Source organism: Paenibacillus oenotherae (assembly GCF_019443105.1).
Lineage (GTDB): Bacteria > Bacillota > Bacilli > Paenibacillales > Paenibacillaceae > Paenibacillus_Z > Paenibacillus_Z oenotherae.
The window spans coordinates 14031-40357 of record NZ_JAHZIJ010000027.1 but is presented as its reverse complement, the minus strand read 5'-3'; the positions used below and the strand labels follow the sequence as shown (position 1 = coordinate 40357).

The 26327-nt window shown below is 53.1% G+C and carries 24 protein-coding genes; 22 read left to right on the top strand and 2 right to left on the bottom strand.

The window, feature by feature from the left end:
* Positions 1-79: 79 nt before the first annotated feature.
* From rnz to K0T92_RS23020, 15 genes are all read left to right on the top strand, one after another.
* Positions 80-1009 carry a ribonuclease Z gene (gene rnz, locus K0T92_RS23090; RefSeq protein ID WP_219874937.1) on the top strand — a complete coding sequence of 310 codons (930 nt, stop codon included), beginning with the start codon at positions 80-82 and terminating at the stop codon, positions 1007-1009.
* 304 nt (positions 1010-1313) lie between these two features.
* Entirely contained in the window at positions 1314-3599 is a 2286-nt protein-coding gene (locus tag K0T92_RS23085; RefSeq protein ID WP_219874935.1) for a DEAD/DEAH box helicase, read from the top strand.
* Complete coding sequence (locus K0T92_RS23080) at positions 3596-4963, top strand: ribonuclease H-like domain-containing protein (protein WP_219874933.1); 1368 nt, start codon at positions 3596-3598, stop codon at positions 4961-4963. The genes K0T92_RS23085 and K0T92_RS23080 overlap by 4 nt, the downstream gene beginning before the upstream one ends.
* Complete coding sequence (locus K0T92_RS23075) at positions 4960-6051, top strand: Gfo/Idh/MocA family protein (RefSeq protein ID WP_219874931.1); 1092 nt, start codon at positions 4960-4962, stop codon at positions 6049-6051. The genes K0T92_RS23080 and K0T92_RS23075 overlap by 4 nt, the downstream gene beginning before the upstream one ends.
* On the top strand, positions 6052-6858 hold the full coding sequence (locus K0T92_RS23070) for a TIGR01457 family HAD-type hydrolase (RefSeq protein WP_219874930.1): 807 nt from the start codon (positions 6052-6054) through the stop codon (positions 6856-6858).
* A 31-nt stretch (positions 6859-6889) separates the two neighbouring features.
* Positions 6890-7705, top strand: coding sequence for a DNA-formamidopyrimidine glycosylase (gene mutM, locus K0T92_RS23065; RefSeq protein WP_219874929.1), 816 nt, complete (start codon positions 6890-6892; stop codon positions 7703-7705).
* Between the two features lie 7 nt (positions 7706-7712).
* Positions 7713-8549, top strand: coding sequence for a deoxyribonuclease IV (locus K0T92_RS23060; protein WP_219874955.1), 837 nt, complete (start codon positions 7713-7715; stop codon positions 8547-8549).
* Between the two features lie 3 nt (positions 8550-8552).
* Positions 8553-8858, top strand: coding sequence for a cyclic-phosphate processing receiver domain-containing protein (locus tag K0T92_RS23055; RefSeq protein ID WP_219874928.1), 306 nt, complete (start codon positions 8553-8555; stop codon positions 8856-8858).
* A 31-nt stretch (positions 8859-8889) separates the two neighbouring features.
* Positions 8890-9672, top strand: a complete 783-nt coding sequence (locus tag K0T92_RS23050; RefSeq protein WP_219874926.1) for an ABC transporter ATP-binding protein — start codon at positions 8890-8892, stop codon at positions 9670-9672.
* On the top strand, positions 9669-10685 hold the full coding sequence (locus K0T92_RS23045; protein WP_343223781.1) for a 23S rRNA (cytidine(2498)-2'-O)-methyltransferase RlmM: 1017 nt from the start codon (positions 9669-9671) through the stop codon (positions 10683-10685). The genes K0T92_RS23050 and K0T92_RS23045 overlap by 4 nt, the downstream gene beginning before the upstream one ends.
* A gap of 96 nt (positions 10686-10781) precedes the next feature.
* A complete protein-coding gene (locus K0T92_RS23040) occupies positions 10782-12401 on the top strand; it encodes a serine/threonine-protein kinase (RefSeq protein ID WP_219874919.1) in 1620 nt (539 codons plus the stop codon).
* A gap of 98 nt (positions 12402-12499) precedes the next feature.
* Positions 12500-14056, top strand: a complete 1557-nt coding sequence (locus K0T92_RS23035; RefSeq protein ID WP_219874917.1) for an ABC-F family ATP-binding cassette domain-containing protein — start codon at positions 12500-12502, stop codon at positions 14054-14056.
* A gap of 44 nt (positions 14057-14100) precedes the next feature.
* Positions 14101-15327 carry a chromate efflux transporter gene (gene chrA / locus K0T92_RS23030; RefSeq protein ID WP_219874915.1) on the top strand — a complete coding sequence of 409 codons (1227 nt, stop codon included), beginning with the start codon at positions 14101-14103 and terminating at the stop codon, positions 15325-15327.
* Positions 15328-15431: 104 nt separating this feature from the next.
* Positions 15432-16130: a response regulator transcription factor gene (locus K0T92_RS23025; protein WP_219874913.1), complete on the top strand. Its 699-nt coding sequence runs from the start codon at positions 15432-15434 to the stop codon at positions 16128-16130.
* The gene (locus K0T92_RS23020) at positions 16127-17482 is read left to right on the top strand and encodes a HAMP domain-containing sensor histidine kinase (protein WP_219874911.1); all 1356 of its coding nucleotides are present in this window, start codon (positions 16127-16129) and stop codon (positions 17480-17482) included. Before K0T92_RS23025 ends, K0T92_RS23020 begins: the two co-directional genes overlap by 4 nt.
* A gap of 165 nt (positions 17483-17647) precedes the next feature.
* On the opposite strand, the gene K0T92_RS23015 is transcribed toward K0T92_RS23020, so the two are convergent.
* The gene (locus tag K0T92_RS23015; protein ID WP_219874909.1) at positions 17648-18142 is read right to left on the bottom strand and encodes a C40 family peptidase; all 495 of its coding nucleotides are present in this window, start codon (positions 18140-18142) and stop codon (positions 17648-17650) included.
* A 174-nt stretch (positions 18143-18316) separates the two neighbouring features.
* Between K0T92_RS23015 and K0T92_RS23010 the strand changes: the two genes are divergently transcribed.
* The 5 genes from K0T92_RS23010 (at position 18317) to K0T92_RS22990 (ending at position 23799) form a co-directional block, all read left to right on the top strand.
* Positions 18317-19174, top strand: a complete 858-nt coding sequence (locus K0T92_RS23010) for a carbon-nitrogen hydrolase family protein (RefSeq protein WP_219874907.1) — start codon at positions 18317-18319, stop codon at positions 19172-19174.
* Positions 19175-19212: 38 nt separating this feature from the next.
* A complete protein-coding gene (locus tag K0T92_RS23005; RefSeq protein ID WP_219874953.1) occupies positions 19213-19887 on the top strand; it encodes a GNAT family N-acetyltransferase in 675 nt (224 codons plus the stop codon).
* Between the two features lies 1 nt (position 19888).
* The gene (locus K0T92_RS23000) at positions 19889-20557 is read left to right on the top strand and encodes a GNAT family N-acetyltransferase (RefSeq protein ID WP_219874905.1); all 669 of its coding nucleotides are present in this window, start codon (positions 19889-19891) and stop codon (positions 20555-20557) included.
* Between the two features lie 31 nt (positions 20558-20588).
* The gene (locus K0T92_RS22995; protein WP_219874903.1) at positions 20589-21368 is read left to right on the top strand and encodes an MBL fold metallo-hydrolase; all 780 of its coding nucleotides are present in this window, start codon (positions 20589-20591) and stop codon (positions 21366-21368) included.
* Positions 21369-21798: 430 nt separating this feature from the next.
* The gene (locus K0T92_RS22990) at positions 21799-23799 is read left to right on the top strand and encodes an endonuclease MutS2 (protein ID WP_219874901.1); all 2001 of its coding nucleotides are present in this window, start codon (positions 21799-21801) and stop codon (positions 23797-23799) included.
* 388 nt (positions 23800-24187) lie between these two features.
* On the opposite strand, the gene K0T92_RS22985 is transcribed toward K0T92_RS22990, so the two are convergent.
* Positions 24188-24832: a thiamine diphosphokinase gene (locus K0T92_RS22985; protein ID WP_219874899.1), complete on the bottom strand. Its 645-nt coding sequence runs from the start codon at positions 24830-24832 to the stop codon at positions 24188-24190.
* 311 nt (positions 24833-25143) lie between these two features.
* Between K0T92_RS22985 and K0T92_RS22980 the strand changes: the two genes are divergently transcribed.
* Both K0T92_RS22980 and K0T92_RS22975 read left to right on the top strand, forming a co-directional pair.
* Positions 25144-25830, top strand: coding sequence for a trimeric intracellular cation channel family protein (locus K0T92_RS22980; protein WP_219874951.1), 687 nt, complete (start codon positions 25144-25146; stop codon positions 25828-25830).
* Positions 25827-26315 carry a low molecular weight protein-tyrosine-phosphatase gene (locus tag K0T92_RS22975; RefSeq protein ID WP_219874897.1) on the top strand — a complete coding sequence of 163 codons (489 nt, stop codon included), beginning with the start codon at positions 25827-25829 and terminating at the stop codon, positions 26313-26315. Before K0T92_RS22980 ends, K0T92_RS22975 begins: the two co-directional genes overlap by 4 nt.
* The last annotated feature ends 12 nt before the right edge of the window (positions 26316-26327 follow it).

Below are 26327 nucleotides of genomic sequence, written 5' to 3'. Positions count from 1 at the left end.
ACCCTTCGCGCTTACGGAGTTTCTCCGTCTTTCGCGAAGGGTATTGCTGTAGAGACCTATAATAGGGAGGTGTGTACACATGCAGCTTACTTTTCTCGGTACAAGTGCCGGAAGGCCGACCAAGGAACGCAATGTAACTTCGATCGCATTATCGCTGCCTGAGCCATTGAACGGCTTCTGGCTTTTCGATGCGGGTGAAGGCACACAGCACCGGCTAATGGGCAGCAAGCTGAAGCTGAATAAGCTGGAACATATTTTTATTACACATCTGCACGGCGATCATGTGTACGGGCTTCCAGGGCTGCTCAGCAGCCGTTCTTATTTTGACGGTGCGGGGCCGCTGAAGCTATTCGGACCATCGGGCATCCGCGCGTTTGTTGAGGGTGTGTTCAAGCTGAGCGGCACGCATCTGGCGTATGAGCTGGACATTGTCGAGATTGCGCCTGGCGAAATTATGGATGATGGACGGTTCAAGGTGGAAGCTGCCGAGCTTGACCATCGCATGCCCTGTTATGGATACCGGATTACGGAATATCCTCAGCCTGGACAATTAAATTTGTCGAGATTAGCGGAGCTGGGCGTGCCGCCGGGCCCGTTATATGGCAAGCTGAAGCATGGGCAGGATGTGACTCTTGAGAGCGGCGGCATTATTCATGCCGCTGATGTCGTCGGCCCCCAGGTTCCTGGCCGGATCATAACGGTGCTGGGTGATACATGTCCCTGCGACAACGCAATCAAGCTGGCTATGGATAGTGATCTGCTCGTGCATGAGGGGACATTCGCACCGGGGATGGAGGAGAAGGCGCGGGCTTATGGCCACTCTACCGTACTGCAGGCTGCGCAAATAGCTGCGCTCGCAAAGGTTAAGCAGCTTGTGCTTACGCATTTCAGCTCACGCTTTGATGATCATGCTATTACTACGCTGGTAGAGGCGGCGCGTGAAGCATTCCCGAATACAGTTGCTGCGTGCGATTATATGGATGTTAATATTCCAAAGCCAATAGGATGATTCAAGGTTTCATTAGCAGCGCAGAAACGGTTACCTTTCAGGTCAGGAATACGGCCTTTAAGATAACCGTTTTTATTTGATCGCGCATGCAGTCCGATTGTTATGCTTATTGTTTATAGCTATTTTGGATTGCAGACCGAACATGCATTCTGTACAATAAGTAGTTACAGGAGCGATTACTATTGCATGAGTGAAAGAACAACAGAGCAGTGTCAGATGGAAGGGTTCTGAAGAAGCGTCAGCGTTCAGAAGAACATTCACCGGGCATAGCGCGTTCAACATATATAATGAGGGAGAGATTGCAATGAACCGGTGGACGGGGAAAGCATCGGGCTTGGAGGAATGGCTGCAGCTTCTCAAGGGACAGCCGGAAATAATGGCAAATGTGACGCATTGGCATACGATTCCGCCACGCGAGCCGCGTACAGCGGCAATGCCGCAGGACATTCATCCCAAGCTCGCCGAAGCGTTAGCCGGACGCGGGATCGAGAGGCTGTTCGTTCATCAGGCGGAGGCGTATCTTGCTGTTCGCAAGGGAGATCATGTCGTGACGGTCACTCCGACGGCATCAGGCAAGACGCTGTGCTACAACCTGCCCGTTGTGCAGTCGCTGCTTGAGAATGGGAGCGGAAGAGCGCTGTACTTATTTCCTACGAAGGCGCTTGCACAGGATCAAGTGGCAGAGCTTCAGGAGCTGGCAGCGGCAATGGATGTCGATCTCAAGACGAACACTTATGACGGGGATACACCGCCAACCGTGAGGCAGATTATACGCAATGCCGGTCATATCGTCGTGACGAATCCCGATATGCTGCATTCTGCTATCCTTCCACATCATACCAAATGGGTGAAATTATTCGAGAATATTAAATATATCATCATAGATGAGCTGCATTCCTACAGAGGAGTGTTTGGAAGCCATGTGGCCAATGTTATTAGGCGGTTGAAGCGTATATGCCGATTCTACGGCTCGAATCCGCAGTTCATTTGCGCCTCCGCAACCATTGACAATCCGCGCGAGCATGCGGAGCGCCTGATCGGCGAGGATGTAAGCTTGATCGACAATAATGGAGCGCCGATGGGCGAGAAGCACTTCATCTGCTATAATCCGCCTGTCGTTAACAAGCAGCTTGGCATACGCCGCAGCAGCGTGCTGGAGACGCGCAGACTGGCAGCGTCGCTGCTCCGTCAGGGTGTCCAAACGATCGTATTTGCCCGCAGCCGGGTCAGGGTGGAGCTGCTGCTCACTTACTTGCAGGAGCTGGTAAAGGACGAGCTTGGAACGAAGACGATCCGGGGCTATCGCGGCGGGTATCTGCCCAAGCTGCGGCGGGAGATCGAGCGGGGGCTTCGGAACGGGGAGATCCGCGGCGTCGTCAGCACGAATGCGCTGGAGCTCGGTATTGATATCGGCCAGCTGCAGGCCTGTGTCATGAACGGCTATCCGGGCACCATCGCCAGCACATGGCAGCAATCGGGGCGCGCTGGCCGCAGACAGGGCACCTCAGTCACCTTCCTTGTCGCAAGCAGCAATCCGCTGGATCAGTACATGATTCAGAATCCGGACTTCTTCTTCAACCGTCCGCCAGAACGGGCGCTGATTCATCCCGACAATTTGCTCATCCTGATCGATCATGTGAAATGTGCTGCTTACGAGCTTCCGTTCGAGAGAGGCGAGAAGTTCGGGGATGAGCCGCTTGAGGACATGCTGGAGTTTCTGGCTGAAGAGAAGGTGCTTCACCACGCGGGCGACCGCTGGTTCTGGATGGAGCAGTCATTCCCGGCTCACGGCATCTCGCTGCGCAGCGCGGCGCAGGAGAATTTCATCATTATCGACCGGACGGAAGGCAGCAGAGTGCTTGGCGAGGTAGACCGGTTCAGTGCGCCAACGCTTATCCATGAAGAGGCAATCTATATTCATGAAGGTGTCCAGTATCAAGTGGAGAAGCTCGATTATCCGGAGAAAAAAGCGTATGTGCGCGAGGTGGATGTCGATTATTTCACAGACGCGAACCTGGCAGTGGAGCTGAAGGTGCTGCATGTGGACAAGGAGCGGGAGACAGGCGAGCTGCTCAGGCAATACGGCGAGCTGACCGTCAACGCAAAGGCAACGATTTTCAAGAAAATCAGGCTCGGCTCGCATGAAAATATCGGCTCAGGCCCTATTCATCTGCCGGAGGAGGAGCTGCATACGAGCGGCTACTGGTTCTCCTTCAGCGAGGAGGCTGCTGCGCGGAAGAGCACGAACGATATGCAGCAGGCGCTGCTCGGGCTATCGAATGTGCTTGTCCATATCGCGCCGCTGTATTTGATGTGCGATCCGCAGGATATTCGTGTTGTGCCACAGGTGAAGGCTGTTCATACGAAGCGGCCGACAATCTACTTCTATGACCGTTACCCTGGCGGCATCGGCCTTAGCGAACGGTTGTTCGAGGTGCACGACAAGCTCCTCAGCCAAGCCAAATCGCTTATCAGGGCATGCTCCTGTCTCAGCGGCTGCCCGGCCTGCGTCGGCCCGATTGAAGAGGTCGGATTGCTTGGCAAGTCATTGGCGCTCGATCTGATCGAGCAGGCGGAGATCGTAGGATGAGCCGGCTGCGGGATCGGCTGCTCCGGCATCGTGCCTCTGCCGAAGAGGTCATGGAAGAGCCAAGTGCGGACACAGCGAGCCCTGTCGATGCTGATGCTGCTTCCGTGGAGGGAATGGAGGAAGCTGAGCATGAGACGCTGTCTCCATTATGGGAAGGTCTTGACGTTCAATTGACCGATACGGCGAACGGTTCCTTCTTGCGCAGAGAAGCGAAATACCCGCTGTCGTATCAGCATGGGCTCCATCGCTTGGAGGAGCTGCGTGCATCGGTGAAGGGGCTTGCTGCTTTTCGGGCGGTCTCAGCCGTAGAGCGCAATCGGACGATTCGGCAGGAGCAGTTCGATGCTGCCAACCGGACGCCCCTCGATCCGGAAAAGGTGCTGTTTCTCGATCTGGAGACAACAGGTCTTGGTGTCGGGACCGGCAATGTTCCTTTTATGGTGGGCATTGCGTACATGTCCGGTGAAGCGTTTATAGTCGAGCAGATGCTAATCCGGCACCCAGCAGAAGAGCGGGCCATGCTGACTTATCTGTGCGGGAAGCTGCCGGGGTTTACTCATCTTGTTACTTATAACGGCAGAACCTTTGATTGGCCGCTATTGCTTAATCGTCTTATTCTTAACGGCTTTCGCAAATTCACGTGGGAGCCGCTTCATATTGATTTGCTCCATCCCTCACGCAGTGTTTGGCGCAATACGCTCGTCTCCTGCCGGTTAAGCCATGTGGAGGAGGAGCGGCTAGGCATTACCAGAGATGATGATGTTCCGGGATCGCTGGCGCCGGCTATTTATTTTCAATTTTTGGCCGATCATAATCCACAGCCGCTGCTGGGTGTTTTTCGTCATAATGAGACCGATATGCTGTCTTTGGCATGTCTTGCTATTCGCTTCGGACATCTGCTGGCCGGACAGCTTGGCGCTTATGTTCAGCAGCGGCCTGAATCGGAGGAACTGCTGCGCACAGGACTATGGCTGGAGAAGATGGGGGCGATGCTGCTCGCAGAGCCGATATTCGCGCAGCTTGCCGATGATGGCAGCGCTTCGCCTGCCTGCTTGTTAATGCTGGCCGAAAGAGACAAGAAATGTGGAAATTGGACTCGTGCTGTGTTATTGTGGCAGAAGGTTGTACATGCGGCCGAAAGCTCCTTGTGGCCGGATTGGAAGGCTCATATTGAGCTGTCCATGTACTATGAGCATAAGACCAAACAGATTCAGTCCGCGTTGTCGCTCGCTGAGACTGCACTTTCGCTCGCTCAGAAGCGTTATCTTGGCCTCAGGCTCGATGCCAAGAGACGCGAGGAGCTGGAAGGCATCCGCAAACGGATCGACCGGCTGAGGGTGAAGATAGGGAGGCTGTCAGGATGAATGAACTGCGATTTGCGATACTGGGATTCGGGAATATTGCCAAGACGCATATGACTGCGCTAAGAGCGATGCCAATTATAAAGAAGCTACCGGTGGTTCCGGTTCTGGATACACTGGTCACAAGAGATCCGGAGGCGAACAGAGCGCAGGCGGAGCTGATCGGTTTCCGCCGTGTCACCTCTTCAATCAGCGAAGCGGCCCAGGATGACAAGGTGCATGCATTCGATGTGTGCACGCCTAACGCGAACCACTACACTGATGTTGCCGCAGGTCTGCAGGGAGGCAAGGCGATCTACTGCGAGAAGCCGGTGACAGAAGACTATGAACGCTCCAAGGAGCTGCTAGGTCTGATCGAGAGCGGGCCAGCGGTGCTGGAGCAGCTGGCGTTCACCTTCCGGTACCACCCGGCTGTAATGCGCATCCGGCGCTGGCTGGAGGAGGGACTCATCGGCGATGTGCTGCAATGCAAAATTGCCTATCGCAGATCAGGTTATTTGAACCCCGAGCGTCCCGTCAGCTGGCGTCTGCAGAGCGGCATGTCGGGCGGAGGCGCAATCAGCGATCTGGGCGTTCATGCGCTGGATCTGCTCCGTCACTGGTTTGGCGAGCTGATGGATGTTAGAGGACGGACGAATACATATGTCAAGCAGCGGCCGGATTCGGCATCCGGCAATATCGTAGACGTAGATGTGGACGACTGGGCGATGCTGCACTATTTCACAGCCTCGGGTGTGAGCGGCACGGTGGAGGTTTCCCGGATCGCCCTTGGCTCAGATGCCTTCGATATTCAGATTGTCGGCAAGCGGGGATCGATTACATGCGACCTGGAGCGCGATGCGATCCCGACTGTCCACTTGCTCAAAGGAGGCACGTCCTCGCTGCCGGCAGCGGAGTCGCTGTCGCTGCTCCCGGATGAGAAGGGGACGATGGGTTTCGGAGTGGATACGCATTTTGGCGCGTTGTATCATTTCTTATGGCGTTATGCAGGAGAGGACCGGTTCCCTGGACTCGCTCCGACTATTGCCGACGGGGTACAGGCCGAGTACTGGATCGATCGCGTCCTGAAGGAAAACAAGGGGCTGAACTAAATGGACATCCCGGCAATCAAGGGCTTATTGATCGATCTTGACGGCACCTTGTACAAGGGCCATACAATGATCGAAGGCGCGGATGCTTTAATACACACATTGCGGGAACTGGGTACCCGCTTCCTGTTCGTGACGAACAACTCTTCCGCCACGCCAGAGAAAGTAGCGGAGCGGCTCAATGGAATGGGAATTCCGGCCCAGCCTCATGAAGTGTGCACCTCTGCGCAGGCAGCCGCATTCTATATTGCGAAGAGGCTGGAAGCCAGCAGAGTATTCACAATCGGCGAGGAGGGGCTGCGTTTCGCAGTGATGAATGCGGGACTGCAGCTTGTCGAGGAGAATCCCGATGTCGTTCTTCAGGGGATTGACAGGCAGCTCACTTATTCCCGATTGTCCACGGCAGTTGGTTACATCAGGCAGGGAGCAACCTATATACTGACGAATCCCGATGTGCTGCTTCCCTCTGACGGAGGTTTTATCCCGGGCGCAGGCTCCATATCTGCTCTCCTTCAAACAGCAAGCGGCGTTCGGCCGACCGTGATCGGCAAGCCCTCTGCGATTCTGATGGATTATGCTCTGGAGAAGCTGGCTCTGCCCGCAGAGGATACATGGGTTGTCGGTGATAATCCGGCTACAGATATTGCAGCAGGCAATGCGGCAGGATGCCGTTCCATTCTTGTGCTGACAGGGCTGGCAACGCAAGCGAATTACAGCGAATTGCTTCAATCAGCAGACTGCAAGGCTGACGCGGTGTTCGACAATCTACATATATTGCTGGAGTATATAAGAAAGTCTGCTGCACAATAATCGCAACTTACAACAGGAAGGAAGAGTACAGATGCCGGAATGGCCGGAAATGGAATCCTATCGAACTATGCTCGCACAGAGAATCGTCGGGCAGCCGATTTCAGGCGTGGAGGTGACACGGCCCAAATCGATAAACGTTGCACCAGAGCAATTCTCGCAAGAGCTGATCGGACGCACGGTATGGTTTGTTGAGCGGCGGGGAAAAACGCTGCTGTTCCACCTCGATAATGGCAAGCGCCTGCTGCTTCATCTGATGCTGGGCGGAATGATCTATTTCGGTCAGCCCGAGGACAAACCGGAGAGGACCGTTCAAGTTTCCATTCGATTCCCGGTTGGCGAGATCAGCTTTATCGGACTTCGTCTCGGCTACATCCATCTTCTAACTGCGAAGGAAGTCGAGAATAGCCTGGGCAAGCTGGGACCGGACCCCTTCGACAAACGATTGACGCTGGAGCGTTTCAAGGAGCGCTTCGCACGGAAGCGCGGCTCGCTCAAGACGGCGTTGGTCAACCAGAATGTAATCTCCGGCATCGGCAACTGCTATTCGGATGAGATCACTTTCGCAGCGGGAGTTCTGCCAAGCGCTCAATTATCCGATCTGGAAGAGGGAACTTGGGAGCGGCTATATGGGGCTATGCATGAAGTGCTGAATGAGGCTCTGACCTACGGCGGGTATATGGAGATGCCTTTCACGGCGGATGATACGCTCACAGGCGGCTTCAATGAACGCTGCCGTGTCTATGATCGTGCAGGGGAGCCATGTGTGCGCTGCAACGGAACGATTGAGCAAAGCGAGATTAACTCCCGCAAGGCCTTCTATTGCCCATCCTGTCAGAGAGACCGGTAGAGGCGAGATGCTGATCGGCTATCATGTGTCCACCCGTGGAGGTTATCGGGAAGCTGCGAAGAGAGCCCATGATGCTGGGGCGAGAGCTTTTCAATATTTTCCGAAAAATCCCCGCAGTCTGTCGCCGAAATCATTCGATGCAGGGGATGCCGGGCGTTGTGCGGAATATTGCCAGGCGAAGGGGATCGTCTCTATTGCGCATTCGCCTTATCCGACCAATGTAGCCGCAGAGGACCCCAGTCATCTGGAACGTTCGGTCCTTTCGTTATTGAATGATCTTGATATTGCCGAGGCATGCGGTTCGCTTGGGGTCGTCGTTCATTTTGGCGTGTACAAAGGGAAGGACCCGCTTCAAGGCTACCGCAATGCTGTTGTCGCGCTAAGCAGTGTCGCTGCGCAATGGCATGGACGAGCCAAGCTGTTGATTGAGAACGGGGCGGGAGACCATACTTTCATGGGAACCACCATGGAGGAGCTGGCACAGATTCGGAGCTTATGCGCCGATCCGCACAAAATCGGATTTTGCCTGGATACCTGTCATCTGTTCGCAAGCGGTGTATGGGACGGCAGCGTGGACGCGGAATGGTTCGAGAAGGCGAAGCGGCTCGATGTATTACAGCATGTGGCGGCGATTCATTTGAACGATTCCGTGTACCCTTCCGGAGCGAAGCGGGACAGGCATGCGGTTATCGGCGAAGGACATATCGGAGCAGAAGGAATGAGATGGCTGCTTGGGCAGCCAGCATTCGCAGCTACGCCTTTTATATTGGAAACACCCTCGGGATCTGATGGAACGCATCGCATGCAGTTAGAGCTTGTTAGGCAATGGGGAGGAGACGACTGATCGGTGATTAACATCTACCTCGATGATTATCGGCCATGCCCGCAAGGGTTCGTGCCAGCCAAAACCTCTGAGGAATGCATTCTGCTGCTGGAAGCAGAGCAGGTGGACATTATTTCGCTTGACTTTGATCTGGGGTGGGGGCAGCCGACAGGCATGGAGGTTGTCAATTATATCGTGTCCAGCGGCCGTTATCCGCGAACGATCTATATTCATACATCGAGCCCTTCCGGGCGATTGCAGATGCATCATTGGCTGATTCAGCATGCACCGCCAGAGGTCGTCATCCATAATAGATCGATGCCGGATTGACGGAACATTTTCAAGAGTGGGGGACTCTAGAATGATTCAATTGCAACGTCTGTATCTACGGCGGGAAGAGCGTGAGCTGCTCAAGGGTGTGGACCTGACAATCAACAAGGGCGAGCACTGGGCCATTCTCGGGCGCAACGGCTCCGGCAAGACTACGCTGCTCGAAATGATGACGGGTTATCTTTTTCCCTCTTCAGGCACTGTCGAGGTGCTCGGCCATCGCTACGGCGAGGTTGATATTCGGGAGGTTCGCAAGGAAATCGGCTACATCAGCCAATCGGTGATCGAGAAGCTGACCTTGCGGGATCCCGTGTGGGAAATTGTCGCTACCGGTCAATATGCCTTCCTGCGTTTCTATCAGGAGATTGATGAATCCGTGAGGCTGAAGGCGCTTCGCCTGCTGGACGAGGCAGGGCTCCGTCATATGGCTGAGCAGCCTTTTGGCACCTTATCGCAGGGGGAACGAAAGAAGGCTATATTGGCAAGAGCGCTGATGGCTGACCCCAAGCTGCTCATCATGGACGAGCCCTGTGCCGGACTGGACCTGCACGAACGGGAAAAGCTGCTTGCCGATCTGGAGAGGCTCAAGGAGAGGGAGATTACAGTCGTTTACGTTACCCATCATCTGGAGGAAATCATCCCTATGTTTACACATGTAGCATTAGTGCACGACGGTCAAATTGCCATCGCTGGCCCTAAGGAAGAGGTGCTTAGCGGAGAACGGCTTAGTGGGATCTATGAATGGCCGGTTGAGGTTGAATGGTCGTATGGCAGGCCTTGGATCAAGGCAGCACCAGGAGGAGAACAACAGTGACGCAATGGATTTGTACGGCTAATCATGGTTTTGCCACTTATGCAATGGAAGAGCTGCGCCGTTTATTTAATGACGTTAAGTTCAACCAGCTTGCACCTAATGAAATATTCCGCATGGAGGTTCCGCTTGAGCGCGAAGAGGCAATGGCAATGCTCCAGCAAAAGGAGCCGATCTTCCTGCGCCATATACAGCCGGTTGAGCGGATACTGCCGATTGAAGGCAATGCGGATGATCTGCAAGCATTATCCGATCTCGTTCGCAACTCCCGCTTGCGCTGTGAGAATCGAATGACTGCTGTTCATCTGCGCCGTGCGGATAATAGTCCATTCCTGTATACGGCGGGGGATACCAAGGCGATATTGGATGCGGTGCTTAGCGAGGTAGACTGTGAGCCTGTTGTGCAGTCCCCCGAGCTTATTTTATCAATTTACGCAGGCGCACAAGAGCTGTATGTCGGATGGGGGACACCGGAGGAGCAGCTGTCGGATTGGCCGGGAGGGGCTGTCAGATTTCAACGTGAAGACGGGCAGATCTCGCGGGCGAAATTCAAGCTGCTGGAGGCGGAGCGGGCATTCAAGCTGGATTTCGCTTCCTTCGGGGAGGCGCTGGATATCGGGGCAGCTCCAGGCGGGTGGACACAGCTGCTGCTCGAGCGGGGGCTGTATGTCACCTCGGTAGACCCGGCTGAGCTGCATCCTTCATTGAAGCAGTACCCGCGGCTGACTTACTGGAAGAAGAATGCGTCAGATGTCAAATTCAAGGCGGAAGCATTTGATTTGCTGGTGTGCGATATGAGCTGGAGTCCGATGCAGATGTCCAAGCTCGTGCTGGAAGGTATCGGTGCTTTGGCGAATGGGGCGACAGCAATTATTACGGTGAAGCTCATGCACAAGAAACCTTTGCAAACGATTCGTGATGTTATTGCGAAGCTTGAATCAGCATTCGTTCTCGTGAAGGCAAAGCAGTTATTCCACAACCGCGATGAAATAACGTTATACTTGGTGAAGAGATAATTTATGCTATTAAATAATGGATCGGGAAAGCATCCCGAATGAATGGACTGCGGTCCCCTCATTCGGGATGTTTTTTTGTGCAGAGGAGGAGAGGGAATGAACAATGTACCGCAGGAGGGGCTCGCCAATGACGCCATCATCGGGGGGAGATACCGGATCGTCGGCTTCATAGGAAGCGGCGGGATGGGGGAGGTCTATGCGGTGGAGGACATGCGGCTGCAGGGTAAGCTGCGCGCTCTTAAAGTGAATAAGCCGACTTCAGAGCCAGCGAAGAACTGCGTGGAGGAGGCATCGCTGCTGATGCGCCTGAATCATCCCCGGCTGCCGGCAATCGTCGATTATTATCCGCCTGATGATGCCGGAGTTGAGATGCTGGTGATGGATTACATCGATGGAGCAACGATGCAATCCTATGTGCAAGCGCAAGATGGCGTTATAGCGGTTGAAGCGGTGATCGGTATCGGGATACAGCTCTGTGAGGCGCTCCATTATTTGCATATGCAGCAGCCGCCTATTATTCATCGGGATTTGAAGCCTTCCAATGTGATGATTTCAAGCAGCGGTCATATTCGGCTTATTGACTTCGGCATCGCCAGGCGCTACAAGAACTATCAGCAGCAGGATACAGTGATGCTCGGCACACCTGGCTTTGCTGCGCCGGAGCAGGGGGGTGAGAGTCAGAGCGATGCGCGGACGGATATTTACGGTCTGGGGGCATTATTATACTATTTGTTGAGCGGTGGGCATGTGTTTACTCCGCAGCGCAGTCCATATATGGTTCAACTGCCGGAGCCGCTTGCCGCTGTTATTGACCGGATGATGGATGAACGCCCGGGCTGCCGCTATGCTTCAATGAAGGAAACGCAGGCGGCGCTGATGGCATGCTTGCCGCATGGGCGGCAATATCCCGACAATATGCAAGCTGGCCTTTCGACGACGTGGGCAGAGTCGCTTGCAGCTGGATATCCCGCTCGTACAGAAGATTCAACTGCCGCAGAGGGAGCTGCAAGCAGGCCGCTTCATGTAGCGGTTGCATCGCTTTGCCCAGGCGCTGGCGCTACTTTCGTGTCGCTTACACTGGCGCATTTGCTGGGCTTGCGCGGTATTGCCTGTGCAGCGGTAGAATATTGGGAGCTGGAACCGGAATGGCATGCGCTGCTCGACTTTGCCAGAGCAAGGCAGTCTGCAACCGCCTCCGCGCCCCAGGACCCTCGATATATCCGTGCATATAGAGATGGCGTGCTGTGGCACGCGCTGGAACCAACGGGCAGGCATGAAGGCGCTGATCTAGGGCTCAAATATCGGCTGATGCTGGAGAATGTCTCGCAAAGAATCATCGTCACCGACCTTTCCAGCCGCTGGCTGGGCAAGGACGGGGAGGAACAGCTGCTTCGCGCAGATATTCTGTTATTCGTTGTTGACCCACATCCAGCCAAGTGGACGCCAACACGCATCGGGGCTTCAGCAGCACTCTGCTCTGAGCGGGCAAGCCATAACCTTTCGACCCTGTGGATTGCTAACCGGGATATGGCCTTCCCGAGCCGCAGAGAGTGGCTGAGGAGCATGCCGTCCAGGCCCGTTGCTGCGATTCCGCAGCTTCCGCCTGAGGAATGGACGCAAAAGCTATGGCGCGGCGGGTGGGTTACGGCACATGGACCATGGCTGCGGCTAATGGAGAGAGCATTCGAACCGATATTTGCAAAGCTTTTTGCATGAAGTTGACACAAGAGTGAATCTCCTGTGATACAATGGAACGCGAGCGATGGTTAACCTCGCTCTATTGACATGACCATAATGAAACGGAGCCTCGAACAATGAGCTTATTGACTGTAGAAGAACTATCCCATAATTTTGGCGACCGGACGCTGTTCAAGAACGTCTCCTTCCGCCTGCTGGCTGGAGAGCATGTCGGATTGGTTGGCGCCAACGGAACAGGCAAGTCCACGATGATGAACATTCTGACCGGAAAGCTGTTGAAGGACAGCGGTAAAGTGGAATGGACGCCCAAAGTGCGTTACGGCTATCTGGATCAGCATACGAAGCTGACCCCGGGACTTACCATTCGTGATGTGCTCAAAGATGCGTTTCTCCCTTTGCTGGAGCTTGAGACGGAATTGAATGAGATCGCGGCGCAGATGGCAGAAGCTGACCCCGATACATTGGAGCAGCTTCTCATCCGCATGGGCGAGATTCAGGAAGAGCTTGAGATCGGCGATTTCTACCTGCTGGACGTGAAGGTGGAGGAGATGGCTAACGGCCTTGGCTTGAATGTGATCGGACTCGACCGTGATGTAGCTGCTCTGAGCGGGGGACAGCGGACCAAGGTGCTACTCGCCAAGCTGCTGCTGGAGAAGCCTACGGTACTGCTGCTTGATGAGCCTACCAACTATCTGGATGATGAGCATATTGCATGGCTCACCAATTATCTCAAATCATATCCGCATGCGTTTATGCTGATATCGCATGATACGACCTTTATGAACGAAGTTGTGGATGTTATCTACCATTTGGAATTTGCCAAATTGACTCGATATACAGCCAACTATGAAAAATTTCTGCAAATGGCCGATATAAATAAGAACCAGCATATCGACGCATATGAGAAGCAGCAGGAGTTCATCAAGAAGCAGGAAGATTTCATTCAGCGCAACAAAGCGCGCTACTCCACAAGCGGACGTGCCAAGAGCCGCGAGAAGCAGCTTGACCGGATCGAGAGGATTGACCGTCCGGAGGAGGCGATGAAGCCGACTTTCGTTTTCAAGGAAGCGCGCACAAGTGGCAAGACGGTATTTCAGGCGGAAGGTTTGTCCATCGGCTATTCACAGCCCCTTCTGCCCAAGATGGATATGCTGATTGAGCGCGGTGACAAGATCGCCATCGTCGGCTGCAACGGGGTTGGTAAATCTACCCTTCTGAAGACCATTCTTGGCGTCATACCTGCGCTTGACGGCAAAGTATATCATGGCGACTATTTGCACCCGGCTTATTTTCAGCAAGAGGTGAAGGCGCCGACTGCAACACCGCTCGATGATGTATGGAATGAATTCTCCAGCATGAACCAGCACGAGGTGCGCGCTGCGCTTGCCCGCTGCGGACTCAAGAATGAGCATATTACACGTGCGCTGAATCAGTTGAGCGGTGGCGAGCAAGCCAAGGTGCGTCTGTGCAAGCTCTTGATGCGCGAAAGCAATTTCATCGCATTCGATGAACCGACGAATCACTTGGACGTCGTAGCCAAAGCGGAATTAAAGCGTGCGCTGCAAGCATTCAAAGGAACCATTGTCCTCGTTTCCCACGAACCGGACTTCTACGAGGATTGGGTAACCAAGACATGGGATGTTGAAGCCTGGTCAATGCAAAGCGCGAAATAATAGCGACGATTCATCTTACTATTCTTGAGATGGAGAAGTGACCGATGAACGAGAAGCCATCTAGAGGAACCTTTGGTGAAGTGTTCCTGACTGCATTGAAGCTTGGTTTGACGTCATTTGGCGGTCCGACGGCTCATATCGGATATTTCCGGGATGAATATGTGAATCGGAGACGGTGGTTAAGTGAGGGGGCCTTTGCCGATCTTACCGCCCTCTGCCAGTTCCTTCCTGGACCTGCCAGCAGTCAGCTTGGCATGGCAATTGGCATCGGTCGCGCTGGATTGCCGGGTGCTTTAGCGGCATGGCTAGGATTCTCGCTGCCATCCGCACTTGTGATGCTGTTCTTCGCATTTGCAGCAACCAATGTGGACGTCTACAATGCGGGGTGGCTGCAAGGGTTGAAGCTGGCTGCAGTAGCGGTCGTCGCATTGGCGGTATGGAGCATGAGCCGTACGCTGGCTCCCGACCTTCCGCGTGCGACGATGGCAATCGGCGCAGCAGGTGCCGCGTTGTTAATACCGGGTGCAGCGGGACAACTGCTGCCCCTGGTTGTATGCGCTATAACAGGCTTCCTCTTGTTCCGATCCTCCAAGAACACAGGGGCTGCGGCCCCTCTTCAAGAGGTGGAGAAGGACTTCGCCTTTAACCTGTATGTGTCCAAGAAGACCGCGTTGCTATCCGTTTTATCCTTTGTGCTGCTGCTGATCTTGCTTCCAACTGCCGTGCAGGTTTTGGATTCGCCCTTATTATCCTTAATGGATAGCGCTTACAGAGCGGGATCGCTTGTATTCGGAGGCGGGCATGTCATTCTTCCTATGCTGGAAAGCGAGCTGGTCGGTACTGGTTCCGGCAAGCTGTCTGCGGAAACTTTTACAGCGGGTTACGGAGCGGTTCAGGCTGTTCCGGGACCCTTATTCACCTTTGCTGCTTATCTCGGAGGCGCCATGGCTGGTGGTGTGCAGAGTGTGATCTACAGCGTGGCTGCATTGGCAGCTATCTTCTTGCCATCTTATCTGCTTCTGGCGGGAGCGCTGCCGTTCTGGCAAGCCATTCGCCGCAATCAACGGGCACAGGCTGCGCTAATGGGCATTAATGCGGCCGTAGTCGGTATTTTGCTGGCGGCTCTGTATGATCCGATCTGGCAGGATGCAGTAACATCGACGAGTCATTTTGTAATTGTCCTCCTTGTTTTTATGCTGCTGCATGTATGGAAGCGGCAGCCTTGGGAAGCGGTGCTCTTCTCCGCTATTGCCGGATGGCTTGTTTTATAGCGAGGCGGTTCTTGCTTGCAAATGGGGGAACGCTTCTTTATGATAGGAAAAAACAATGATCCATCCCCAAAAAGAAGAAGTCCAATGTAGAAGTGGGTGTACATATGAAGGAACGTGTTCTGGTCATTGAAGATGAAGATGGAATCGCTCGTGTTCTCCAATTGGAGCTTGAGCATGAAGGCTACACAGTAGGACGGGCAGCAGACGGACGAACGGGACTTGAGAAAGCGAGCTCCGGCGAGTGGGATCTGGTTCTGCTCGATGTCATGCTCCCGGCATTGAATGGAATAGAAGTGCTGAGACGGATCAGGCAAGCAGGCAATCCCATCCCGATCATCCTTCTAACAGCGCGAGATACGATCCCTGACAAGGTAAGCGGGTTTGAGCATGGGGCTAACGACTATTTGACCAAGCCGTTCGCTATGGAGGAGCTGCTTGCGCGTGTACGCAATTTATTGCGCATTTTTCAGCAGCAGCCCCGTGAGAGTGAAAGTCCGGATGTGCTGAAGGCCGCTGATTTATCCATTGAGCTGAGGACTCGCAAAGTAACCCGCAAGGAGCTGCCGATCGAGCTCACGCCGAGAGAGTTTGAGCTGCTCGTGTTTCTCGCGGAGAACAAGAATCAGGAGAAATCGAGGGAGGATATATTGTCCGAGGTATGGGGCTATGACTTCATAGGCGAGACGAATCTGGTCGACGTATATATCCGGTATTTGAGGCAGAAGATTGATAAGGGTTACCGACATAAGCTCATTCACACGGTTCGCGGAGTTGGATACATGCTTAAGGAGCCGGATGCATGACCTTACGAAGAAGGTTTACTTTTTTTACAATCTTTTGGTTAATTTTCATCTTAATTTTATTCAACATTTTTGTGTATTTGTTCGTCATAAAGATAACGATGCGCAGCGAGGAGCAGCTGCTCACGAATAAAGTGAATATTCTGCTCGAAGACCCCAAGATCAATGATCCCAATAAGCTCAATAGTCTGGAGCTGCTCCGTGACTATTATAATGTCAATGAACTGATGCGCATTGTTTTGCCGGGAGGGGCGGTTGCCAATATGCAGGGCTCCGACCCGGAGCTGCTGGCGCTTGCTCCGCAGTTCACGACAGAGTATGAGACGGGAATGAATTATCTTGAAGGCCGCCGGGTGCTCTACATGAAGGTGCCCTTGTATCAGGGCGACAAAATTATCGGCACGCTGGAAATGTACAGGAAGCTGACGCTGCTTGACAGCTACATTCAAGTGCTCGTCATTGCCCTGACAATAACCAGCTTCGGCGCTGTTTTATTCGCCATAATAGGAACGTATTGGTTCACTTCACGGCTGACATCGCCCATTCAGTATATGGTGCAGACGATGCGGGAGATTGATCGAAGCGGCAAGCTGAGGCAGATCGAGCTAAGCGGCAAGGAGCAGTCAGCGGAGCTGGAGCAGTTGGCTCGCGCCTTTAATCAGATGATCAATCGTCTTGAGCGGACCTTCGATCGGCAGAAGCAGTTTGTCGCTGATGCTTCGCATGAGCTCAAAACACCGCTCACCGTTATTAGCAGTTATGCAAACATGCTGAAGCGTTGGGGAAGAGATGATGAGAATGTGCGCGATGAAGCGATTGAGGCGATCAGCACGGAAGCGCAACGTCTGCAGAATCTCACCAAGTCGATGCTGGTTCTGGCGGAAGCAGAGCGGGAGGATTGGCTGAAGCTGGAGCGGTTCGATCTCGTGCAGCTTGCCGATGAGACAGCAGAAATGCTGAACGCGACCTTCGGACGGACAATTCGCGTGCATACGCCTAAGAGCGATGTTAAATTAATTGCGGACAAGGACAAAATAAGGCAGCTGCTTGTTATATTGCTGGATAATGCGCTTAAATACAGCAAAGAAGCGATTGATATTTCCATGCAAGTGGCGAAGGGAACTGTACGCATTTCCGTTGCGGACAAAGGGATTGGCATTCCTGAGGATGATATGCCGCTGCTGTTCGAAAGATTCTTTCGTGTGGACGGAGCAAGAAGCCGAACGACTGGAGGCGTTGGCCTGGGTTTATCGATTGCGAAGAGAATCGTGGACCTGCATGAGGGGAAGATCGATGTCTTTAGCAAAGCTGAGCACGGTACAACTATTACAGTCGTGCTGCCGCAAAGAAAATAACTGATTCCAGCATGGAATGGGGCTTTCCCGAAAGTTCTATTTGGAAATTTTGGTTCCCGTCAGGCGAAACAGGCGAAACGCCGGGGAACCTCCCAGGAACAATAACTTAGGGATAGCTCCATTCCCGCTGTGATCAGCTATTGATCGAACGGTTTGGTAGATAGACTACTTCACTCGGCGTGCGGTAATGTAATGGGAACTCCAATGCGAGGAGTTGAGATTGGAGAATCTGACGCCACCGCTGCCATAAGTGTGCAGTATGCGGTTGTTGCCGGCATAAATCGCCACATGGCCAATGCTTTTACCTGTACGCGCTGTGGAGAAAAAGACGAGATCCCCCTTCTTCAGATTCGCTCTGGATACATAACTCCCTCTGCTTGCTTGCGCCTTGGAAGTACGCGGGAGGGAAACGCCTATTTTCTTGAATACATATTGGGTAAAGGAAGAGCAGTCGAATACATATGTAATTCCCACCGGAGCTCCGAATCGGTAAGGCACGCCCAGATAGTTGTCACCAATGCTAATAATTTTGTTGGCAACGGAAGCGGTGGCTGCCTCTGCTTTAGGGGTATGTCCGATCGTAATAGTTGATAATCCGATAACAGCGCTTATACCAATCGTTGCTACTGTACGGATGAATCTGTTGTTCTTCGTTGTCATATTCTTGTTGTCCCTCCAAATTCATCGGTGTTGACTTGTCTGTCGGAAACCACTATATCAGAAAAAGTTGCTCCTAAACATTACCACGAAGAAGTGAATGGTAGTGTTTTCAAGCATTTGAGCATGTTTATTAGAAAACGATGAGAAATTTTTAATAGTAGGGGAGAAGGAATTGTGAAAATACGTGTTTGCGCGGTTCAGTACATGCTGGAGGACATCAGTAGCTTTCAACAATTCGCGGATCAGGCTGCCCATTATGTCAGGAATGCTTCGGAATATGGTGTGGAATTTATACTGTTCCCGGAATTCTTCACTACACAGCTTCTATCTATTCCTGACGGGGAGGGCAATGCGCTTGCGATAGACGATCTTCCGCAGTTCACTGAGCCGTATTTGGCGCTGTTCACGGGGCTGGCTGCCCAATATGGGATGCATATTGTCGGCGGCACACATGTTATAGATGCGGGTAACGGCAGGAAGCATAATGCTGCGCATTTGTTCTATCCCGATGGCCGTGTTGCAGTTCAAGCGAAGCTGCATATGACACCAACCGAGCGCGAAGAGTGGCATATGGACGCGGGCGATTCGCTTGCCGTATTCGAGACCGAGTACGGAACGGTTGCTATGCTGACCTGTTACGATATTGAGTTCCCCGAGATTGTAAGAATGGCTCGGGCTAGGGGAGCGGACATCATCTTCTGCCCTTCATGCACAGATGACCGCCATGGCTTCTATCGTGTTCGTTACTGCTGTCATGCGCGAGCTGTTGAGAATCAGATCTATATTGTAACGACCGGAACTGTAGGCTCGCTGCGCAAGGTTGATTTCATGAGGGCTAATTATGGGCAAGCTGCTATTATATCGCCTAATGATATCCCGTTTCCGCCAGCTGGCATTATTAGCGAGGGTGTCATAAATGATGACATGCTTATTGTAGCCGACTTGGATTTGCAGCTGCTGGCTGATGTGAGGGCAGCAGGCTCTGTCACGACATGGCGGGACCGGAGAACGGATCTTTACAGGGATTGGTAGGTCAATGGTTGCAAGGCGGAACGTTGAAGGAGAGTACGATGCACAAAGAGCTGATCGTCTACGTATCCGGCAAGCCGGAGCGGATTGTTATTCGCAACTACACGAGGGATGACCTGCAGGGCATGATCGCGATCCAGCAGCAAAGCTTCCCGCCGCCATTTCCGTCTGAGCTTTGGTGGAATGAGCTGCAGCTGCTGGAGCATGTGGCGCGCTTTCCTGAGGGAGCGTTGTGCGCGGAAGCAGACGGAAGGCTTATCGGATCGATGACCGGCCTTCTTGTCGATGGTACAGCGGCTGTGGGGAACCACAGCTGGGAAGAGATCACGGACGGAGGGTATATCCGTAATCATAACCCGGCTGGCGATACGCTTTATGTCGTTGATCTGTGTGTTATTCCTGCCTATCGCAAGGCTGGAATCGGCAAATGGCTGATGCAGTCCATGTTCGAGGTGGTTGTTCATCTCGGACTGAACAGGCTGGTGGGCGGGGGGCGCATGCCAGGCTATCATCGCTATGCGAATGAAGCGACTGCACAGCAATACTTGGACCGCGTAGTGGCTGGGGAATGGCATGATCCCGTGATCACTTTCCTGCTGCGCTGCGGAAGAATGCCTGTTGGTGTGGCGCAGCATTATCTGGAAGATGAAGAATCCTGCCATTATGCAGCAATCATGGAGTGGAGAAATCCCTTTGCAACGATGAGGAGGCAATAAGATGGAATATATCCGCATACAATCCATTCAGGATCCGCTGTTTCAACGCATGCATGAGTTAATGGGCAACGTGTTTCCTCCCGAGGAAGTGTTGGCGGCAGACAAATGGAAGGAACCGCTGGAGGATGAAGGGATACATGTCTATGCTGCCGTATTGGATGGGGAGGTTGTCGGCGCTACGGAATACCGGTATTATCCCGACATGCGTGTAGCGATGACCGATTTTACCATTATTGGCCGTCCCAATTCAGGCATTGGCCGATTCCTGCTGCGCAAACGCGAGAAGGACATTGCCAGGCTGGCATCGGCAAGCGGAACGGTGGCAATCGGTATGTTCGCAGAGATCTATAATCCGCAGCAAGTCGATTATGGGTTTGGCGGTGTGGCGGCCATGAATCCCTACGTGCGTCGTGAAGTATTATCGCATATCGGCTATCAACGGCTGGATTTCGCTTATGTTCATCCATCCTGGGAGGAGAACGGGGAAGCGGTAGAGGGGCTTGATCTTTGTTTTCTGCCAGAGGATGAAACGATGACGGCATTGCCGGCTTCGCTTGTGACAACATTTCTGGAGCGTTATTATACGGCTCTTCCGAATAAGCCGGCTGCATGGCATGAGATGATTGCGCTGCTGAAACGGGAACAATCTATTAAGCTGAAACCAATTTGATGGTATTTGCAGCTGCGGGAGGGTTATGGCTATGACAACTGCGATCACGTTCTGGGGTACGGGTGATTCTGCGGGAGTGCCCCGTGTGTTCTGCGAATGTGCAATTTGCACGGAAGCGAGAGATACAGGGGTAAATCGGCGTTACCGGTCGCTTGTCCATGTCGATGACCCTGAATTCGGGTCTATGCTGATCGATTGCGGACCCGATTGGCGCGGGCAAATGGAACGGGCTGGCAAAAGGCGAATCGAACGGATTTTGATCACGCATGCGCACTTTGACCATATCGGCGGCCTTCCTGAATGGGCGGATATGTGCCGCTATCTGGGGATTAAAGGCGAAGCCTATGCGATGCCGGATGTCATTGGCGATATTGGGGTGCGTTTCCCCTGGATTCATAATCAGATTGCCTTCATACCGATTGAAGGTCCGCTCCAATTTGGAGGATGGACTGTCGGCTGCTGGAGGGTCAATCACGGGAAGAACGGGCATGCGTATGCATTCCGATTCTCTCACAATCCTTCCGGGCGCTCGTGGGCTTACTGCTCGGATGCGATTGCGCTGACGGATGAGCAGCAGCAGCCGCTCCACGGGCTTAATGTCCTCATATTAGGCACCAATTTCTACAAGGAACCGTTCGCCGTTGAGACACGATCGGTCTATGATGTGGTCGAAGCGCTGGATTGCCTTCAGATATGGAAGCCGGATCGCGCAATATTCACGCATTTGTCCCATGACATTGATCTGCGCCGCAGTTATCCGCTGCCTCCTGCTGTTGAATTTGCGCGTACGGGTACTGTGATTTCTGTCTAAGGGCGGAATGCCCTTGACGCTGAAGTCTGATATCGGTATGATTAACCTATCTTAATGTGCAAGGGGAAATTTTAATGTTTGCTGGTGTTCTTAACTCGTAATTGGATAAGCGAGACTGTGAATGAATGCAGAGTATAGAGAATCATGCCCGACTTTCTGTGGATGTCTGGTTTATTCGCTGTATCTCATCACTCCTTCTCGCCCTGAGTTAAGAACATGACGATTTCCGCCTGCAATACGGCAGAAAGGCGTGCTCTTAGAGCACGCCTTTCTTTATTCCTACAGTTATACAGCGAGCACCGCTTCATGAGATGAATGCGGTGCCGCATAACTGTATGTTTGCCGTATATACGAACAGGAGCGGGACGCGATTATGCGTTCTGCTCCTGTTTTTTTTGTACCCAATAGGAGATACGAGGAGGATTACCAAATGAACGAGCATAGCTTGAAGAGATTGGAATACGACAAAATAAAGGTTAAATTGTTGGAATTTACGCTGTCCGCATCCGGCAGGGCGCTTGCTGAAGCTCTTAGCCCAAGCACGAATGATGCCCAGGTCAAAGCATGGTTGAACGAGACCGAGGAGGCAGCGCGGCTGCTTGCTGCAGGGGCGAGTGTGCCGTTATCTTCCATGGATGGAATGGAGCCTTTTATTGCGCTGCTTGGCAAAGGAAAGATCTATTCGGAGCAGGAGCTTCAGGCATTGTCCGCATGGCTTAGCGCTGTCGCGCAAATGAAGCGGTATATGGATTCGAAGCGGTTTATTGCCCCGACGATAAGCGGCTACGGTGATTCCATGCAGGATTGCCCGCAGCTGCGTACAGAAATTGACCGCGCCATTCGCCATGGCGTGTTGACAGATGGGGCAAGCAGCTCGCTCGCTCATATTCGCCGGCAGATCGCTGTAGCAGAGGATCGAATTGAGCGCAGGCTCAATGGACTGCTCAGCAAATATAAATCCGCTCTGCAGGAGCAACTTGTCAGTAAGCGAAACGGACACTTCGTTATCCCAGTGAAGCGCGATTACCGCAAACAGGTGCCGGGTACAGTATGGGATCAATCGGCAAGCGGGCAAACGCTGTTCGTGGAGCCGGTTGATGTTGGCGAGCTTCAAGGAGAATGGCAGCTGTGGAAAGCGGAAGAGGAGCGGGAGCGTACGATTATTCTGGCCGGATTGTCAGAGCTGGCCGAGCAGCATGAACAGCAGCTCAGATGGAATATGGAGGCGATGGCTTCGTTTGATTTCATCTTCGCCAGAGCCAAGCTGGCACTCACCTATGACGGGATTGCCGTGAAGCTGGCTGACAGACCCTATGTCAAGCTGGCAGGAGCGAAGCATCCTCTGCTCGGCACAGGGTGTGTGCCGCTTCATGCAGAGCTTGGAGGGGAGTGGAATCAACTGATCATCACGGGTCCCAACACGGGAGGCAAGACGGTAACGCTGAAGACGATCGGGCTGCTTGCGCTTATGGTTCAATCCGGCTTGCTCGTCCCGGCAGGAGAGGGGACGACGTTCGGCATTTTCCAGCATATTATGGCGGATGTTGGCGACGGTCAGAGTATTGAGCAATCGTTGAGTACCTTCTCTGCTCATATGGCCAGCTTGAAGGACATTCTGGGCGCAGCAAATGGGCGATCACTCGTTCTGCTGGATGAATTGGCTGCGGGAACAGATCCAGGCGAAGGTATTGCATTATCGATAGCGGTTCTGGAGGAATTGCTGGAACGTGGGACGCTGACGGCAGCGACGACACATTTTAACGAGATTAAACGTTTTGCTTCGCGGACAGAGGGCTGCATCAATGCTCGTATGACCTTTCATCCAGAAACGTTAGAGCCGCTTTATCAGCTTGAGATCGGCGAAGCCGGGGACAGCTTTGCCTTTGCTATTGCGAGAAGATTCGGCCTTCCGGAGCGGCTTGTTCGCCGGGCAGAGGAGAAGGTTGCATCCTATCGGAATTGGGGCGGGGAGGACTCCAATAACAATCGGCCAGCCAATATACAAAGTTTGGGAGAGCCTGCAGCTGAAGTGCCGGATAAGGGACAATCGGCAGCTGCGAAAAAGACGAGGAGGCCAGCTGCAAGCAAGGAGAGTGGAGCCGCAGGAAGTGAAGGGGCAAGCAAACCGGCCCAGCGTCCATTCCAGGTCGGCGATTGTGTCTGGATTTACCCGCTGCGCAGAACAGGCATCGTCTACCGTCCGGCTAATGAGCGGGGGGAAGTTATCGTGCAGGTGGAGAAGAGGAAGCTGACCTTCAACCGGAAACGGCTGTCTCTATACATTGCCAGCAAGGAGTTGTATCCCGGTGATGATTATGACATGGATATTGTGTTCGAATCCAAGGAGAATCGCAAGCTGAGAAATCTGATGGGGAGAAAATATGTCCCCGGACTAACGATTGTCTCACCGCCGGAAGAGCAGCAAGACTAAGTAGGGCTGTCCCATAAGCAGATTATTTATTGTTTCTGGGAGGTTCTCCGGCGTAGCCTTTACTTTCTCCAAGTGTGGTTTGAAGGCAGCGTGACAGAGTAAGATTCCTGCGAATGTGCATGAATTTCGGTTGCAGGGCACCATAATGGTTAAATTCCTGCGATCATGCATGAATTTGAAGGAAAATCGGCCGATAATGGGGAACGAAGGTAAAATACCTGCGCGCTGGCAGGCATTTTACCTTTATGGGGCCAGAAGCGAGCAAATACATGCCGTTTCGTATGTTTCGCCCAACTCGCAACTCGCAACTCGCATTGGTAACCGAAATTTCCAAAAAGGACTTTCGGGACAGCCGCATCCTGTGAATGAGTGGTCAAAAGTTCAGGCGTTAATCCCGGCTTTCGATAACGAGCAGCAGTCCATCCCGAATCGAGATCGTGCCGCGATCGTGCAACAGCACATTGCTGATGCCAAGAGATTGGCCGATCTCCAGGGAGGCATCGGTCAACGGATACTGAAATCCGACCAGAGTAATGCCTGTAACTTGTGTCGAGAGCGGCAGCAGGGACACATAGGACCGATGCGGGCTGCGTTCAAGCTCGACCATGCCATCAATGAGCCGAATCGTATTATGCTCGTCCATAATAAGGGCTGCAATGCCCTGCTCAATGGCCGAGCGCAGCAGATGGACGTTCGCTAAGGAATGGTCGAACCTTGTGCCGAGCGCGCCGAGCAGCACGATCTCATCCGGCTGCTGCCCAAGTGCTTGCCGGAATGCAAGCTCGGTATCCGTGTAGTCTTTATCAACGGGGTCGCAATCGTATGTTTCTGTGCTAGCCTGCCGTATCGCAGCGAGCTGCTCCCCTGTAACAGAGTCAAAGTCGCCTAATGAAAGATCCGGGCGGAACCCGTGCTTAACCAGGAATAATGCGCCGCTATCCGCGCCATAAAGCGTATCGCCTTCTTGTATATGTTCCAGCGCCCATTCACCGAGACGGCCGCCCGTAAAGATTAGTATGCGGTTGTTGCCCATCGGCAGATCGTTCCTCTCTATAAGACAAATCTTACGTCAGTATACCCGCGCGCGAGTCTGTTGACCAGCATGAATATAGGCGAAAATGCAAAAGCTGATGATTGCCGGAGCTGGCCAGGAATTACGCTTCATGAAGCAGGACGAGCCGGACTGAATATTTTTCGCTTGCCGATTCTGATTCGCACAGCTAAAATGAGATAGGATTTGAATCGGACATGATTTGAGCAATTGCGGGGCTTGCTTGTGAAAGGAATCTCCATAATCGCCAAATCTGTAAGCGGAGGCATCATGAGGTGAACTGGCACTTGGACATGGATATCTTCACGATATTCAGTGTGATTGGTACGATCGCTTTTGCAGTGAGCGGCGCGATTGTAGCAATGGAAGAGGAGTACGATATTTTGGGCGTCTACGTACTGGGGCTTGTTACGGCCTTCGGCGGGGGGGTTGTACGCAATTTGCTCATTGACGTTCCGGTTACGACGTTATGGACACAGGGGCCCCTGCTCAAAACCGCGATAATCGCGATGACGATTGCGTTCATACTCCCGGTCAGGTGGATACAGCGATGGCAGAGAAGCGAGGCGTTCTTTGATGCAATCGGCCTGTCGGCGTTCGCCATTCAAGGAGCGCTGTACGCAACTGGCAAGCATCCGCTCAGCGCAGTTATCGTTGCAGCGATGCTGACGGGAATAGGCGGCGGAATGATTCGGGATGTGCTGGCCGGCCGCAAGCCGCTCGTGCTGAGAGACGAAATCTATGCGGTATGGGCAATGGCGGCAGGTGCAGTAATTGGTCTCGGCTGGTTCCAGACACCGTGGGAACTGCTTATGCTGTTCGTAATTGTCATTATTTTTCGAATGCTGTCGGTTAAGTACAAATGGAGGCTGCCACGACGCTCGCTCAAATATGCATTGTCGCAATCCATTCACTCTGAGGAGCGGCGTGCAGCAGCGGCAGCTGCAATAGATGAACAGAAGAAGGGGAATTCAGCATGATCTCGGTATTGTTCGTATGTCTTGGCAATATTTGCCGGTCGCCTATGGCGGAAGCGGTATTCAAGCATCAACTGTTGGAGCAGGGCCTGGAGGGCGTGATAACGGTTGATTCAGCGGGAACAGGGGACTGGCATATCGGCAAGCAGCCGCATGAAGGAACTCGAAGCCTGTTGGATCAGTATGGCGTTTCCTATGAAGGGATGCGCGCGCGTCAAGTGCGTTTGACAGATTACAATGAGTTTGACTATATCGTCTGCATGGACAGCAACAATGAGCGGGACGTCCGCCAGCTGTTCGGCAGCAAATCCGACGGCAATGCGAAGGTGTTCAAATTTATGAGTTTGCTGCCCGAGAAGAAATGCGATGATGTACCCGATCCCTATTATACAGGCAACTTTGAAGAGGTATACCAGCTTGTGGAACAAGGATGCAAGCGGCTGATGGCCCGGATTCAGGAGGAACAGCTGAGCCGGGAGGGCGTATAAGGGATGATGAAT

What these genes read in the sequence shown, in the direction of transcription:
- rnz (WP_219874937.1), top strand. Translation starts at nt 80, where the DNA reads ATGCAGCTTACTTTTCTCGGTACAAGTGCCGGAAGGCCGACCAAGGAA.
- K0T92_RS23085 (WP_219874935.1), top strand. Translation starts at nt 1,314, where the DNA reads ATGAACCGGTGGACGGGGAAAGCATCGGGCTTGGAGGAATGGCTGCAG.
- K0T92_RS23080 (WP_219874933.1), top strand. Translation starts at nt 3,596, where the DNA reads ATGAGCCGGCTGCGGGATCGGCTGCTCCGGCATCGTGCCTCTGCCGAA.
- K0T92_RS23075 (WP_219874931.1), top strand. Translation starts at nt 4,960, where the DNA reads ATGAATGAACTGCGATTTGCGATACTGGGATTCGGGAATATTGCCAAG.
- K0T92_RS23070 (WP_219874930.1), top strand. Translation starts at nt 6,052, where the DNA reads ATGGACATCCCGGCAATCAAGGGCTTATTGATCGATCTTGACGGCACC.
- mutM (WP_219874929.1), top strand. Translation starts at nt 6,890, where the DNA reads ATGCCGGAATGGCCGGAAATGGAATCCTATCGAACTATGCTCGCACAG.
- K0T92_RS23060 (WP_219874955.1), top strand. Translation starts at nt 7,713, where the DNA reads ATGCTGATCGGCTATCATGTGTCCACCCGTGGAGGTTATCGGGAAGCT.
- K0T92_RS23050 (WP_219874926.1), top strand. Translation starts at nt 8,890, where the DNA reads ATGATTCAATTGCAACGTCTGTATCTACGGCGGGAAGAGCGTGAGCTG.
- K0T92_RS23040 (WP_219874919.1), top strand. Translation starts at nt 10,782, where the DNA reads ATGAACAATGTACCGCAGGAGGGGCTCGCCAATGACGCCATCATCGGG.
- K0T92_RS23035 (WP_219874917.1), top strand. Translation starts at nt 12,500, where the DNA reads ATGAGCTTATTGACTGTAGAAGAACTATCCCATAATTTTGGCGACCGG.
- chrA (WP_219874915.1), top strand. Translation starts at nt 14,101, where the DNA reads ATGAACGAGAAGCCATCTAGAGGAACCTTTGGTGAAGTGTTCCTGACT.
- K0T92_RS23025 (WP_219874913.1), top strand. Translation starts at nt 15,432, where the DNA reads ATGAAGGAACGTGTTCTGGTCATTGAAGATGAAGATGGAATCGCTCGT.
- K0T92_RS23020 (WP_219874911.1), top strand. Translation starts at nt 16,127, where the DNA reads ATGACCTTACGAAGAAGGTTTACTTTTTTTACAATCTTTTGGTTAATT.
- K0T92_RS23015 (WP_219874909.1), bottom strand. Translation starts at nt 18,142, where the DNA reads ATGACAACGAAGAACAACAGATTCATCCGTACAGTAGCAACGATTGGT.
- K0T92_RS23005 (WP_219874953.1), top strand. Translation starts at nt 19,213, where the DNA reads ATGCACAAAGAGCTGATCGTCTACGTATCCGGCAAGCCGGAGCGGATT.
- K0T92_RS23000 (WP_219874905.1), top strand. Translation starts at nt 19,889, where the DNA reads ATGGAATATATCCGCATACAATCCATTCAGGATCCGCTGTTTCAACGC.
- K0T92_RS22995 (WP_219874903.1), top strand. Translation starts at nt 20,589, where the DNA reads ATGACAACTGCGATCACGTTCTGGGGTACGGGTGATTCTGCGGGAGTG.
- K0T92_RS22990 (WP_219874901.1), top strand. Translation starts at nt 21,799, where the DNA reads ATGAACGAGCATAGCTTGAAGAGATTGGAATACGACAAAATAAAGGTT.
- K0T92_RS22985 (WP_219874899.1), bottom strand. Translation starts at nt 24,832, where the DNA reads ATGGGCAACAACCGCATACTAATCTTTACGGGCGGCCGTCTCGGTGAA.
- K0T92_RS22980 (WP_219874951.1), top strand. Translation starts at nt 25,144, where the DNA reads ATGGATATCTTCACGATATTCAGTGTGATTGGTACGATCGCTTTTGCA.
- K0T92_RS22975 (WP_219874897.1), top strand. Translation starts at nt 25,827, where the DNA reads ATGATCTCGGTATTGTTCGTATGTCTTGGCAATATTTGCCGGTCGCCT.